Annotated in this window: 14 protein-coding genes; 12 read left to right on the top strand and 2 right to left on the bottom strand. The window is 42.1% G+C overall.

Annotation, left to right across the window (positions count from 1 at the left end; all coding sequences use genetic code 11):
- Window positions 1-186 precede the first annotated feature (186 nt).
- The gene (locus tag BCM40_RS12465) at window positions 187-843 is read left to right on the top strand and encodes a class D sortase (RefSeq protein WP_065525623.1); all 657 of its coding nucleotides are present in this window, start codon (window positions 187-189) and stop codon (window positions 841-843) included.
- Window positions 844-879: 36 nt separating this feature from the next.
- On the opposite strand, the gene BCM40_RS12460 is transcribed toward BCM40_RS12465, so the two are convergent.
- Complete coding sequence (locus BCM40_RS12460; RefSeq protein ID WP_065525624.1) at window positions 880-2250, bottom strand: LA2681 family HEPN domain-containing protein; 1371 nt, start codon at window positions 2248-2250, stop codon at window positions 880-882.
- A 1495-nt stretch (window positions 2251-3745) separates the two neighbouring features.
- Here BCM40_RS12460 and BCM40_RS12450 point away from each other — a divergent pair.
- From BCM40_RS12450 to BCM40_RS12405, 10 genes are all read left to right on the top strand, one after another.
- A complete protein-coding gene (locus tag BCM40_RS12450; protein ID WP_065525626.1) occupies window positions 3746-4393 on the top strand; it encodes a nitroreductase family protein in 648 nt (215 codons plus the stop codon).
- 63 nt (window positions 4394-4456) lie between these two features.
- Entirely contained in the window at window positions 4457-4885 is a 429-nt protein-coding gene (locus tag BCM40_RS12445; protein WP_065525627.1) for a MarR family winged helix-turn-helix transcriptional regulator, read from the top strand.
- Between the two features lie 36 nt (window positions 4886-4921).
- Complete coding sequence (locus tag BCM40_RS12440) at window positions 4922-5218, top strand: putative quinol monooxygenase (protein WP_065525628.1); 297 nt, start codon at window positions 4922-4924, stop codon at window positions 5216-5218.
- Between the two features lie 154 nt (window positions 5219-5372).
- The gene (locus tag BCM40_RS12435) at window positions 5373-5663 is read left to right on the top strand and encodes a putative quinol monooxygenase (protein ID WP_065525629.1); all 291 of its coding nucleotides are present in this window, start codon (window positions 5373-5375) and stop codon (window positions 5661-5663) included.
- A gap of 28 nt (window positions 5664-5691) precedes the next feature.
- Window positions 5692-5991 (top strand): putative quinol monooxygenase, encoded by a 300-nt coding sequence (locus BCM40_RS12430; RefSeq protein ID WP_065525630.1) that lies wholly within the window; start codon window positions 5692-5694, stop codon window positions 5989-5991.
- A gap of 170 nt (window positions 5992-6161) precedes the next feature.
- Entirely contained in the window at window positions 6162-6638 is a 477-nt protein-coding gene (locus BCM40_RS12425; RefSeq protein ID WP_065525631.1) for a VanZ family protein, read from the top strand.
- Window positions 6639-6783: 145 nt separating this feature from the next.
- A complete protein-coding gene (locus BCM40_RS12420) occupies window positions 6784-7551 on the top strand; it encodes a type II toxin-antitoxin system SpoIISA family toxin (protein WP_065525632.1) in 768 nt (255 codons plus the stop codon).
- Entirely contained in the window at window positions 7532-7714 is a 183-nt protein-coding gene (locus BCM40_RS12415; protein WP_065525633.1) for a hypothetical protein, read from the top strand. Before BCM40_RS12420 ends, BCM40_RS12415 begins: the two co-directional genes overlap by 20 nt.
- A gap of 197 nt (window positions 7715-7911) precedes the next feature.
- Entirely contained in the window at window positions 7912-12060 is a 4149-nt protein-coding gene (locus BCM40_RS12410; protein ID WP_065525634.1) for a tetratricopeptide repeat protein, read from the top strand.
- A 171-nt stretch (window positions 12061-12231) separates the two neighbouring features.
- The gene (locus tag BCM40_RS12405; protein ID WP_065525635.1) at window positions 12232-12747 is read left to right on the top strand and encodes a DUF6241 domain-containing protein; all 516 of its coding nucleotides are present in this window, start codon (window positions 12232-12234) and stop codon (window positions 12745-12747) included.
- A 54-nt stretch (window positions 12748-12801) separates the two neighbouring features.
- Here the strand turns inward: BCM40_RS12405 and BCM40_RS12400 are convergent, their stop codons facing one another.
- The gene (locus BCM40_RS12400; protein ID WP_065525636.1) at window positions 12802-13626 is read right to left on the bottom strand and encodes an aldo/keto reductase; all 825 of its coding nucleotides are present in this window, start codon (window positions 13624-13626) and stop codon (window positions 12802-12804) included.
- A gap of 699 nt (window positions 13627-14325) precedes the next feature.
- Here BCM40_RS12400 and BCM40_RS12395 point away from each other — a divergent pair.
- Window positions 14326-14565: a hypothetical protein gene (locus tag BCM40_RS12395; RefSeq protein ID WP_065525637.1), complete on the top strand. Its 240-nt coding sequence runs from the start codon at window positions 14326-14328 to the stop codon at window positions 14563-14565.
- Window positions 14566-14706 lie beyond the last annotated feature (141 nt).

Genomic DNA, 14706 nt, shown 5'->3' with positions numbered 1-14706 from the left:
AGATCATTCTCCTTCTTGCAAATTTCGCCAATAGGCGATAACATATTATACAACAAAGCATTCTTAAAAATTAGAATTTTCTGTAAAAATAAATATATACACCTTAATGAATACCTTAATTTGTCAATAGATGCGGAGTAGAAGTATAGAATCAGTCTATTTCAGTATGGTACTAGGGGTGAAACCGTGAAGAAAAAAGTAGGTGTGTTGCTTTTATTGATTGGCTTGCTTTTCGCCGCTTGGAACGGCTATGTATGGCTGTCTGAAATGTCTTCCGGCCAAGAAACTATCGATGAAAATGATATAGCACAAGCAAATGAAATCGACAGTGTTGCTGTTCCAATAGAAGCTCTTGTTCAAGAAGAAGTTAATCCTTTGTTGGTGAAAAAGGAAATTCCAAGCCCTCGGAATTACGAAGAATATGAACGAGGGGAAGATATAGGATGGTTGTTAATTCCTGCTCTGGATAAAAAGTACCCAGTTTATTGGGGAACAGACGATGACACATTAACACAAGGCGTCGGCTATCATGTCGGTAACTTGACCACGCCTCCAGATGGCAAGCAGCATACCGTTTTAGCGGGGCATAGAGACACGGTATTCCGCGAACTGGGCAATTTAAAAGAAGGCGATACGATGTTTATCCAATTTGAAGAAGTTCAATACGAATATAAAATAAAACGGACTTGGATCACAGATGCACAAGACCGATCAGTTATTGTTGCAAAAGATAAAGCTATCCTGACACTTACCACTTGTTATCCGTTTAACTTCCTCGGCGCAGCGCCTGACCGTTATATCATTGAAGCACCACTTGTGAATATTACCGATATGAACTCATAAAAACAGCGACACTCAAATTTTGAGTGTCGCTGTTTGTTATTTTTTCTCCAACCCAATCGCAAATCCTACATACATCAACGCATTACGCGCTTTAAATAAAGTCGTCTGCGACAAACGTTCAAGTTCGATTTGCGTCATTTGATGCTTACGCAGTTCACCAGTTTCAGCGATTTCTTCTTTTTTCGTAATCACTTGAACAAAGCTTCGTTCGAGTTGATCGCGTATCAAGAGTGAACGAACCGTCGCAACGTTTTGCACCGCAGATTGCTCATAGCCAAAGAGTTCTTTGGACAGCCAGAACAATGCTTTTAATGCGCCGTTTTTGCTGTCTTTAATAAACGGCTTGAGCGGTTTTTTCGGATCTTCTTCTTCGAACCACATACGCTGCAAGCCGGCACGTGGATTGGTCATTTCGAGTTTGTAGTATTGGCTAACAAACTGCGCAATTTTTGAAAACAAAGTATACGTCTGTCGGTAAACGGTCTTAAGTTGTTCGTTGCGCTCAGCGCTCGGCTCTTGCTCAAGTGCTTCGAAAAGATTCCAACGCAGTCCCGTAAATTCAGAAACGATGCTGTCCATAAATGTTTCAAGGTATCGCCCGTATTCTTTATCTCCACCTACGTGGCGATAGTTAAGCGTATCAATTTTCATCGTACCATCAGGATCAACTTCGTTGTTGTCATTAAGCAATAAACGATGCTTCGCGCACCAGTCGCGGTAATCGCGCTCGCGGCCTTCGAAAAAGTTCGGCTTGTAGCTGCCAGTCAAATCAATTGATCCAATTTCCTCGAGCATTTTAACAGCCAGTTTCAAGCGGTCTGCATACAACGCGCGTCCATTGGCGTTGGTGATTTTTTCAATCCCGTCACGCAGCAAATCACGCGACAAATGAAGTGCCTCGCCTTTTGCATCTTTATCACGCAGGAATGTCGAATAAAACAACAATCCCCATCCGCGTTCAGCGTCTAAACGTTCGTACGACGGATCATTTTCCGCTTCAGTCATTTGCTCTAAAACGTTAAGGCCATCAAGTGAGCGACCTACGTAAATCAAAGCTTCCGCATAGTTCAAGCAAATTTGGTTCCATATAGTAGGCGGCACTTTGCCGCGGAACTGTGCATATAAGCTTTCGAATAGAAACAGCTGGCGTTGTTTCATCGGGCTGTTCCAGTCTTTTTGCAACTGGTGCTCGACGCCGAGCTTGCTGCTCTCAAGTAAAATCGCGAGCGGGTAAGCAGCCTGACCTTCGAGACGTTTTTTTAAGTGTTCAATGATTTCTACTAGTTTTTCCGGCGCAGTACGCGTTTTTTGGAACTCCTGCAGCAATAATTGTGCAGCTTGGTAAACTTCTTTCAACTCAAACTGCCCGTAATCGTCTGATTGGGCAATCTCTTGTAATGTCGACATCGGGAACCCTCCTTGGATCGGTGCTTCTGTTCTTATTGTACCGAACTCAAGCGAGTGGGTCACCCCTTGTTGTCGGAATTTTTGGGGATTGGTTGGTTTTATTGAGGGGTATGCACGGTTGGGAGTGTGTTATGCGCGGTTCTGGGGAAATATGCGCGATGCAGCGAGTGTTACGCGCGATGCTGGAAGAATACGCGCGGTGGTGAGGCGGATACGCGCGCTCCAGAAAAAATACGCGCGCGAGGCACTCCGCACGCAAAAAAGTCTCACTCGATAGTAGAAGTTGCTTGTTCTAGAATCCAAACTAGTAGATTTTAGTGCTTTTCGCTCGCGAAAAGCGGGGCATCTAGGTTTTTTGTTGGGCGGGAAAGGATGATTGGGGTTGGGAGTAGGCTAGGTGGCGGAATACGCGCGGTTGGGCGTGTGTTACGCGCGTTCCTGGAGAAATATGCGCGATGCAGCAAGTGTTACGCGCGATGCTGGAAGAATACGCGCGGTGGTGGGACGGTTACGCGCGTTCCAGAAAAAATACGCACGCGAGGCATTCCGGACGCTAAAAAATCTCGCTCAATAGTAGAAGTTGCTTGTTCTAGAATCCAAGCTAGTAGATTTTAGTGCTTTTCGCTCGCGAAAAGCGGGGCATCTAATGTTTTTGGTCTTGGCGGGCAAGCATGATCGAGTCTAAAGTAGTCAAGGTGGCGGCATACGCACGGTCCTGGAGAAATACGCACGGTGCGGCGTGTGTTATGCGCGGTTCTGGAGAAATACGCACGGTGCGGCGAGTGTTACGTGCGATGCTGGAAAAATACGCGCGGTGGTGGGACGGTTACGCGCGTTCTAGAAAAAATACGCGCGCGAGGCACTCCGCACGTAAAAAAGTCTCACTCGATAGTAGAGATTGCTTGTTCTAGAATCCAAGCTAGTAGGTTTTAGTGCTTTTCGCTCGCGAAAAGCGGGGCATCTAATGTTTTTGGTCTTGGCGGGCAAGCATGATCGAGTCAAAAGTAGTCAAGGTGGCGGGATACGCACGGTCCTAAAGAAATACGCACAGTTCAACGAGTATTACGCGCGCTCCCAAGAAAACACGCGCGGCACAGAACTCTTTACGCGCGCTCCCAAGAAAATACGCGCGGCACAGAACCCCATACGCGCGCTTCCAAGAAAATACGCGCGGCACAGAACCCCTTACGCACGCTCCCAAGAAAATATGCACGGCACAGAACCCCATACGCGCGCTCCCCAGAAAATACGCGCGGCACAGAACTCTTTACGCGCGCTCCTAGAGAAATACGCACGGTGCAACGAGTGTTACGCGCGCTCCCAAGAAAATACGCACGGCACAGAACCCCATACGCACGCCGCCCCCAAAAAACTCCCCAAAACTTTATAGTTGCAAATCCCCTCCGATGGGTTTATATTGTATGAGGAGTCAATGATTGATACCTCAATCATTATCAAATCATAATAACTTAACAGAAAAAGGAGCTCGAAATATATGCAAACTACACAAACTTTCCAAAAAACAAACGATTTTAACGACATCATGAATAACCGTCGTTCAATCAAACAATACGACCCAACGGTGAAAATCAGTCGCGAAGAAATGAGCCAAATTATTGAGCAAGCTTCAACAGCGCCATCTTCTATTAACATGCAGCCTTGGCGTTTCGTCGTGATCGACACGGAAGAAGGAAAAGAAAAAATCGCACCGCTTGCTTCATTCAACTTAGAAAAAGTCATGAGCGCATCGGCAGTTATTGCTATTTTTGCGGATCTTAAAAACATCGAATACGGCGAAGAAATTTACGGAAAAGCTGTAGAACTTGGCTACATGCCTGCAGACGTGATGCGCGCGCAGCTTGATTATTTCAAACCGGCTTATGAAAATGCACCGTACGATACAATGAAAGACATTATTATGTTAGATACAGGTCTTGTCTCTATGCAATTAATGCTTGTTGCGCGTGCTCATGGATATGGCACGAACCCAATTGGCGGTTATGATAAAGAAAATATCGCAGAAGTGTTAGACTTAGATAAAGATCGTTATGTTCCGGTTATGTTACTGACAATCGGGAAAGCATTAAATGATGGCTTCCAGTCATACCGTTTGCCTGTTGAAACCACTACGCAATGGAAATAAACTAGGGTCAATGAAAAGCGAAATGCTATCAATTGACCCAGTCATAAAAGAGGAGGTCTATTGATGGCATGTTCATTTTCAAAACAAGAGCAAATCTTGCAATTGTTCAAAGGACTGACCAACCAAATCAGCCCGAAATTTGAACGTTGTACAGGCATTAGTGCATCGCGCTATGAATTGCTTTACCAACTTTACAACACCGATGAAATCAACCAATCGACGCTTCAAAAAGCCGTCAATATTGATAGCGCGGCTGTTACTCGCCACCTGAAACAACTGGAGGCAGACGGCATGGTCACGAGAAAAAGAAGCCCTGCCGACAACCGCGTCATTTTTGTCAGCTTAACCACTGAAGGTCGCGAAAAAATTATCGGCTATCGTCAAGAAAACATGGGCTTTGTCAATCAAATGCTTCATGACTTCACACCGGAAGAAATTGAGCAGCTGTCTGACATGCTAAGCCGCATGCAAAATAATATCAGCGAGTACTAAAGTACGACCAAATAAAAAAACAGAGGATGAGTCCACATGATGATTATTCACGCAAACTTGCAAGTACTACCAGCTCAAGAACAAGCATTTCTAGAAGCAGCTAAAACAGTTATCGAAGGATCACGTCAAGAAGCAGGCAACATCAGCTACGACTTGAAAAAATCTACAGATCAAGAACAACATTACACAATGGTTGAAGTGTGGAAAGACGCTGAAGCAATCCAAGCACATAACACGAGCGAACATTTCCAAGCGTTTGTTCAACAAGCACCAACATTCATGGCTGCACCAATGGACTTAAACGTTTATAGCGCAGAAACTGTAAAAATGTAATCAGAAATATTTCTAAAGAGTAGCTAATAGCTGCTCTTTTTTAATTGAAGTAAGAACAAATCATGGCAATTAACATTCGATAAGCATATAATTATCTGAATAGTAAGTTTTTATTAGTTAGTTAAGACAAAAACGGTTGAAAGGTTGAGAGTTGATGATTATTAATTACTCACACTTAGAAGTAAAACCGGGTCATGAGGAAGAATTTTTAGAAGCCTGCAAACCTGTACTTCAAGCAGCCAGAGCAAACAAAGGAAATATTAGTTACAACTTAATGAAGGTGTTTGGCGAAGAAAACCTGTACAAAGTCGTTGGATTTTGGAAAGATGCAGAAGTCTATGACGACCATCTTGCGAGTGATTATATAACCGAATATGTTGAGAAGTCGGCAAATTTCTTAAGTGCACCAATAACGAAAAAAGTCGTACGTGGTGAATATCGCTAATGAATGACAGATTAGAAGGTGTAAAACCATGATCTTTCTTTACACACACATGCAAGTAAAACCCGACCAAGAAAGAGCATTTTTGGAAGTAAGCAACAGCATTCTTCAGAAAGTAAGAAAAGAAGAGGGCAATATCATGTGCGATTTTCTGAAGTCTACAGAGCAGGAATACACTTATAAAGTAGTTGGAATTTGGAAAGATGCAGAAGCCTATAAAGCTCACTTTCCAAGAGAAGAATTGCAAGAAGATCACGATAAAGTATTAACGCTCTTATCTTCACCAATGAAAGCAGAAGTGTTTAGTGGTGACAGCGTCGAGCTAGAGTGAAACAAGTTCCGTTGTTTCACTCTAGCTACTTTTTTTGTATTTATACGTAACAGCTACTAGTTATTTAGAACAACCCGACATATAATAAGCTAAGCGATTCTACTGGAATATCATGTAAGTAACTAATCCGTCAAATAGAAACAGCTAACAAAATCGAAGGGAAGAGCGTTTTGAAAGCAAAATACATACCGGTCATTTTCTGGGGGCTGTGCATTTTACTAGCCACCAATAACTACAATTTCCAAGCTTTATTATTCGCACATGATATCAATTTTAACATTCGCTTGTTCCCCAACTTATCTGACCTATTCATCACCACAGATATTCATCTCGGCAGTAGACTTTATGTTTTCCAAAAAACCGGTCACGCCTTATCTTTTGGCATTCTTTTTCTCATACTAGCTCGAACGATTGGCAATAAAACCAAGGCCATCATTTTGTGTAGCCTGTTTGCGTTTTTCACAGAATTTCTTCAATTGTTTTTCGAACGAACTGGAAGAATTTCCGACGCGATTATTGATATCGGTGGCGTTTACTTAGCTTATCGATTGAGCATTTACGTAAAAGAACAAGGTGGCATCATCCAAACCTTTTGGAAAACGGTACAGAAAATAGCCGGTGCACTGACAAATGAAAAGCTGCACTAAAAAAGTTATCCCTTCTATAATGAAGGGATAACTTTTTCTGATTTTTTATGAAAAATTAGTTTGAATAAATTTAAAAATTCAGATTTTTAAATTGTCGTTTACATTATGCTATGAGATACTAAAGAAAAAGCAATGGGGGCGTCTTATGTTAACTACGGCGTTTATCGTATTTGTTTGGTTGCTTTTTATTGGATTAGTTGTCTATATCACATGGAATTGGATAGAAGAAGTTAGCAACAATGTGATGATTCATATTCGCAAAACGTGGTTTGGGATTTACATTCTTGGGGCTTTAATCTACTGGAGCACTGATCCTATCAGCATATTTAGAGATTGGAATAATTATTTAATAGTCGCCATTATCTTTTTTGCAGTAGACGCATTTATTTTCTTAGGTTTGTACTTAAAAAAAGCAGGAGACTATGAGCTGGAAACACTGCCTAAAGACTTGACCAAACTCAGCGATAAACTAACAGATTATCGCCAAAAAGTAACGAGTATTCACGAAATATTGCTTGGAGAAGCCATTATTGGGTATTATACGAATGAAGAAAGTTATTTTGAAAACTTGAAAAAAGCAATCCAATTATATGCAAACTCTGAAAAGTTAACGGTAGAATTTCTGTATTATAGCAATTTAGAAGATCGAGAAATTGTGGAAAAAAGATATAATAAATATGATTTTTTAGAAATTGATGCACATCTTCAAGCCAAAGAAACGTATTACAGTAAAGATACTAAATTGGTATTATTTCCTGTAGAGTTCCAAGATAAGTTGTTGATTATCGAAATTAGGTCTATTAAAGCGGTCAATGAAGTTGATGTTCTGCTGATTGATGTTTTGCTAAATATGTACGTACTTGGTACAGAATTAGATGAAGGAGGCGAACAAGATGAGGAATACTTTGGCTGATCGGAAAGAAGCGTATAGAAGAAAAATAGATGCCAAAAAACATAGAATTTCGTCAGCAAATATTGGGATTAGTCCAGATACAAAGCAACTTGAAGAGTTAGAAGAAGACATACTGCAAAAACTTAAAAAAACTAAATATTTTATTGAAAAAGAACATAAATAGTCTTCATGAAAAGCTCCTTTATATGGAGCTTTTTTTCTTTTTGCTATCGAATTCTTTGCATTGTTAAAAAAGAAAAATAAATACCAAAAATAAACTTCCGGTACCCCTATATTTGTATTGCGTCCTATAATTTTCCACTATATAATAAATCAACCACATTTACATGGGGCAATGGGAGAGGCGGGAATAATAGGGGTATGAAAGCAAACGAGATACAGACAGCGCAGCAAGCAGTAGACACAATCCGTCAGTTATGGGCGGCACGTTCCATTCGGGGATTACGCAAATTTATCGGGGAACTCCAAACAGAAGAAGATTTTTTGCGCTTGATGAAACTAACCGATCAAGCAGATTTATATACGTACGGCCATTTGCTCGCAACACAAGCGCATAAACGCTTTGGCACGTTGAGAACATTTACGTGGCAATGTGGACGATTGCTTGAAACAGGGCGCAGCTTAGAAGCAGAAGAACAAATGATGAACAGGTTGCACGGCATCGAATCTGGCAATGACTCAACAGAAGAACTCGCCGCGGCACATCAGTTGTTGTTACGCGTATTTGCTCAGTTAACCCGGTTACCAGAAGCCAAAACGCAACTTGAACAGTACAAAGCGCAAAAAGGTTTCCTTTGGCCAGATCTTGAAGGCTTTTATTTTATTTATAGCGGAGAATGGCAAGCGGCAGAAAAGGTGTTAAAAGACGCGTTGAGCGACGAGGTTACTGAGCGGAGTCCACAAGTGCGCATATTGTATGCAGATGTATTGGCGATGACCGGTCGACAAACAGAATCTTTAGGCGTTCTGGAAAAAGGGCAAGAGCTAGAACCCGACTCTTGGACATTCCGTGCAGATATTATTCGGACGCTGTTTTTCCTTGGGCATTACGAAAAAGCACTTGCCCAAATGACACATTATAATGAAGAAAACCCGTACCATGTTCATCACAAAGCGTGGTCATATATGGCAGCAGAATGCTTGTACAAGCTAGAGCGGTGGGAAGACCTGCAAGCATGGGTAAACAGTCATCATAAATTGCTAGAAAAAACCGTTTACGGAAAAGGAGAGATTCGCCGGGATGCCAAGCGCAAAGAACTCAAGTTAACGCCAAATGTTCAAAAGCTCAATTATTGTGTACCGGCGTCTTTATCGCTGATGCTTGAAGCTTACGATATGAAAAAAGGGCAAGACGAAATAGCGGAACACGTCTTTGATGTGACAGGGTCAGATTTGCAAATGACGATGACGTATATGGAGTCACTCGGATTTACGGCGCGTTATTTTAAAGGCAAGCTTGATGTCTATAAGCAATTGCTCGATGCAGGAATCCCGGTATTGCTCAGCATGATGATTGAAAACAATGCGCACGTGCAAGTTGTTATTGGCTATGATGACAGTTTGCAAGCGTTGATCGTGCAAGATCCGAATGATTTAGGGCCGCATTTATTGGCTTATGACGACATGAAAGATACGTATAAATTAACGGATTCTTTGAGTATGGTGTTTTTATTGCCCGAGCAGCAATCGTTTTTAAGTTTGCTTGCCAATAAAGAACATCTCTATTTCTCGCAGTTGTTTGAAATTTGGGCTGCGGAAGAAAAAGTCGGCGAAAAAGGGCGCTCGATCGATTTTCTTGAAGCTCATCCAGAGGAACGATACGGAGCAATGATTGGATTGGTTACGCGCTTTTCAGAAAGAGCCAAAGCGCTTCATTCGACTTGGCTTGAAAAGCTATATAAAGACCTCGGGAAAGACGATGCGGAAGTGGCGCTGTTAGCGGCGCATATGCATTACCGAAAAGAAGAAACTGAGCAAGCCTTAAAATGTTTAGAAGGCGTAAAAGAAAAAAATAGTCCGTATGCACTGTTTTTAAAAGCAGCTATTTACATGAGCCAAAGCGAACACGAAAAAGCAGTTCCGTTTTTAAAACGTTCGATTGAACTGGATCACTATCAGCCAATGGCCTATAGCCACTTGGCGCGTTGTTATTTGGAAATCGGCAAAACGTATCAAGCGTTTAAATGGTCGAGTATCGCACTTGAACAAGAACCGACAGACGTTTTTGCGCGAATTACACATAGTTTAATTCAATACGAATCGGGCGCTTATGAACAAGCGTTAACACGCTTCCGCGAGCTTTCTCAAGAACATCCAGAAGACGGTTATTTTATTTATGAAATCGGTCGTTGTTTGTTAGCGCTTGGTCAGGAAAAAGAAGCGATTGCGTCGCTCGAGCAAGCGAAAGAAATTGACCTTAAAGAACCATTTGCGTATTTGCGTATTGCGGAAATCCATATGGAAGCAAAAGATTGGGCGCGAGCGGACAATATTATTCGCGAAGGAATCGATCATTGCGAAAAAACCGATGTGCTGCATTCGTATTTGGGGCATATCGCGATGGAACAAGAACAGTTTGCAGAGGCAGAAACCGAGTACCGAAAATCGCTTGAATTGGATCCAACCGATTTGTTTACTGTCACCAATATCGCGCATGCCTTGCTAAAACAAGAAAAACACGATGAACTAAACAAGTTGGTTATGCAATACAAAGAAACAGGAGACACGTTTTACTTTAACCGAACCGCTGCCATGCTTTGGCAAGAATCAGAAGATGACCTAGCGAAAACACTAGCCATTGACTTGTTAGAAGCGGGGATGGAGCGTGACACGCTAAATCTTCACGATATCGCTGAGCAATATGCAGAGTTTGGCGAGGCGCCACAATTTCGTAGCCGGATGTTCGACCGTTTCAAACGCTTCCGTGAAACGACTCTAGATTCGCAATTATTGTGTTACGAAGGTGGTTTGTACGAGTTAGAAGACCATCAGCGTTTTGCCAAAACGCTATACGAGAAAGCAGTAGAAATCGACGGGTTTTATTTGGCGCATTATTTGTTGGGCCGTCTTGCTGAACAAACCGAGAAATGGCATGAAGCACTGGCGCATTACACGAAATGTGTGAAAGCAGACTCGCGTTTTATGGCGGCTCATGAAGGGTTGATGCGTAGTTATTTGGCGTTGGAAGATCAGGACCGAGCATTTAAAGCCGCACTATTTGTACTAGAAAATGAACCATTATCGCTTGATTTGCAAGAATTGTTCGAGCTAGTCGATAACGACGCCAAACAACTCGCAATTGGCCGAGTGCTCGAAAAAGTGTCCGTACAAGTGCTTGAGGAATGGTTGTTATCCGCAAAAGCGCAACTTGCAGAGAAAAGAGGCAAAGTGGCTGAAGCTGAGAATTTATTGCTCCAAGCGCAAGCACTTAACGGAGCGTTGCCTTCACGCTATCAATACATGCAATTTTGTGTGCGCCAAGGAGACTTGAAACGCGCGCTTGTATTACTAGAAGAGCTAATTGAAGAGCATCCAGAAGAAGAAGGCTTTTACGCAGAGTATGTTCAAGTGTTAGCGAAAATGCGCAAAACCGGCGATATTCAAAGACGCTTGAAAAAACGACTCAAAGGCGAAGAGTTGGCGATGGCTGAAACGTATAGCGCCGATCAATTGGTGGTATTGTTGGATACAGAAGAAGAGGAATCAACGAATTTCTTTGGAAGGTTGCGCGACAAATCACGCCGCTTTTTACTCGTTTCAAACATTATTGATCTTTATACAGACGCTGCGAAAAAATCCAAAGACAGCGAAATTCCTGTCTTGCACCTTGCCGAATTTTACTTGGAGCGGGACGGTGCAGACGATGCTGTAGAAGAGTTGGAGCCGTTTGTGAAACGCACGGGCAATTTTGATGCGGCGAAACTATTACTTCAAGCAACATTCCAAGAAGCCAATAACAAGCAGTCACCAAAGTTGCTAACTAAAGCGATCAAACAAGCACAAGAACTGCATAAGCAAAAGCCAGTCGACATTGATCTTGTGTTATGGCAAGGGGATATGGCTGCAATTGAAGAAGATATCGCCAAAGCCGAGGCGTTTTACGAACAGGCAATCGCAATGAATCCGTATCGCAGCGACAGCTATGTCCGGTTGATGCATTTGCTTGCGGATCACCGGAAAGTGCAGCCAGAACAATTTGAAAGTCGCATACCTGAAGAGCTGCGTCTGAATGAATGGATTGGGTTAACATTGGCTATCATGTCCATCAATACTGGAGATAGTGCATCTGCAATGACGCGGTTGCGTGCATTGCAAGATGCAGTACCGGAATATTTACCGGCAAGTTACGAGCTGGCACGCGCAACTATGGTCGCAAATAAACCAATTCAAGCAAAAAAACTACTTACTGAACTCTTTGAAAAAGACGGCGGCGAATTGTTTATCGAAGCCGCTGTTGAAGAAGAATTGTTCGAAGAAATTCTTGACGACGTATTAACTGTAGGGGTATAAAGGTCCGAATAAATGCGTCATCTTTGTTTTTTAAAGATGGCGCATTTTTTACTTTATAAGTATCTACTGGTCTTGACTACCAAAAAAATCTTGATAATTGATAACGTGTCCTTCATACTAGGGTAGGAATATCGTCGTATATAGAAAGACTAGCGCAAGGAGCTGTAAAAAATGAAATCGGTACTCAAAACGAGCGCAATCACGATTGGTGTATTGGCACTACTAGTTGTAGGTGGCTATTATTTTTTCACGCAAGGTTCTTCAACAGGCGGTAACATAACAAAGGTAGCCGAAGAAATTGAGGAAAACGACAACAAAGCAGTTGCCGCAGAAAAAGAGGACGAACAAGCCGACAGTAACGACCTCAAAATGAGCGAAGGCGAACTGCAAGTTTATATGCACCAAATGACACACCAAAAAATCGCCGCCAGTAAAAAGAAAGGCGCAGTTGAAATGACCCCTGAGCATATCGAGGGGTTACTCACCATAGTGAACGCTTATGCTGGTGACTACAAACACAGCGATTTTTACTTAGCTACATTGGAGAAATGGAAAGAAGGCGACTTTTCTAACACCGTTAATGTTCACAACACCATTTGGGATTGGCACGGAGGCACTGTCGGGAGAGCGACAGGATTTATGACACCTGAGCAAGAGCAAGGTTTTGTGGAGAGAAAGTTTAGGTAGATTTATAAAAGAGGCGACCCCTAACTAGGGTCGCCTCTTGTTTATTCAGTACGATTATCGTACATTCATCTCATTTGGGTGAGGTCCGTTGCGCTGCTCTTTGTTCAGCGCATTGATCGCTTCCATTTCTTCGTCGCTTAACTCAAAATCAAACACATCGAAATTTTCTTCAATACGTGACGGCGTTACCGATTTTGGAATCGCAATGGTGTTGTTTTGTAAATGCCAACGCAACACAACTTGAGCCGGAGACTTTTCTTTCGACTCTGCAATTTTGTTGATTGTCGCATCTTTCAGCACGTCGCCACCTTGTTCAAGTGGGCTCCAAGCTTCCAAGAAAATATCATGTTTCGCACAAAATTCCTTCAAATCCGTTTGTGCCAAGTAGGGATGGCATTCCACTTGGTTCAATACCGGCGGAACATCGCACTCATCCAATAAACGCTGCAAATGCTCGATTTCAAAATTGCATACGCCAATCGCTTTTACGCGGCCGTCATTATACAACTTTTCTAATGCTTTATAAGTTTCCACATAATCATCAAACTCTGGCGTTGGCCAATGAATCAAATACAAATCCACATAATCAAGTCCAAGACGGTTTAAACTTTCATCAAACGCCCGTAACGTGTTGTCATATCCTTGGTCCGTGTTCCAAACTTTTGTCGTAATAAACAAATCTTCGCGCGGAATTTTTGTATCCTGCAATGCGCGTCCAACGCCAATCTCATTTGTATAAATCATTGCCGTATCGATCGACGTGTAACCCGTTTCTAACGCTTTCGTCACAACTTTTGTCGCTTCATCGTTCTCAACCTGCCACACCCCAAAGCCTAATTGCGGCATTTTCAAGCCATTATTCAATGTAATAAAATCCATTTTGCATAGCCCCTTTTTATGTATTATCAGTTCAAGTATTAGTTTACCCTTTTTTTGTGAGAATAAGCATCCTTTTAGCTCGTAGAGAGTAGGTATTTAGCGGAAAGCGCGCCCTTACGCTTTCCTGGTTTTGGGTAATAAAGGTTTTAGAATAGGGAGAGAGGAAGAATTTGGACATACTGTCCAGATCGAACAGAATACTGTCCAAATAAGAGAAAATACTGTCCGAATCAGCGAAATACTGTCCAAATCACATTCTCAAGCGGAAAGCGCGCCCTTGCGCTTTCCTGGTTTTGGGTAATAAAGGTTTTGAATTAGGGAGAGAGGGAAAATTTGGACATACTGTCCAGATCGAGCAGAATACTGTCCAAATGAGAGCAAATACTGTCCGAATCAACGAAATACGGTCCAAATCACAACAAATACTGTCGAAAGCGGAAAGCGCGCCCTTGCGCTTTCCTGGTCTTGGGTAATAAAGGTTTTGAATTGGGTGAGAGAGGGAAAATTTGGACATACTGTCCAGATCGAGTAGAATACTGTCCAAATGAGAGCAAATACTGTCGGAATTAGCGAAATACTGTCCAAATCACAACAAATACTGTCCGCTAAGCCGAACGCGCCATCATCCCAAAACAAAAATGATTATCCCCCAACACAAAGGGTAAAGTAAAAACAACTACACTCTTGGAGGGATATTAGATGGCAAAAGACTCACAAGGAAAGAACGCAAATCATCAAAAAGACGAAAACGATTCAACCGTCGAAAAAATTATCGAGAAAACGAGTGAAATGTTAGGTGGTGGCGATGAAGGTTGGGAATCTCCAGGGAAAGCGGAACCCCACAACGCACCCAATGAATCTCCAGATTATGTTCCAACCGAAGACAAAGTAGTGCGTGATCCAAATACAGGCGAAAAGAAAATCATGAAAGATAAATAACTTGAACGCAAAAGAAAACTCATTCCGCACCAAGGATTGAGTTTTCTTTATGTAATTATGATAAACTTTTCTTGAAGTTAATTGTTAGAATATTTAATTTTTAAAATGAAAATATAACCAAACAAAACGAACATCACATTC

It is taken from the genome of Planococcus donghaensis, assembly GCF_001687665.2.
Lineage (GTDB): Bacteria > Bacillota > Bacilli > Bacillales_A > Planococcaceae > Planococcus > Planococcus donghaensis.
This window is presented reverse-complemented; position numbering and strand designations above follow the sequence as displayed.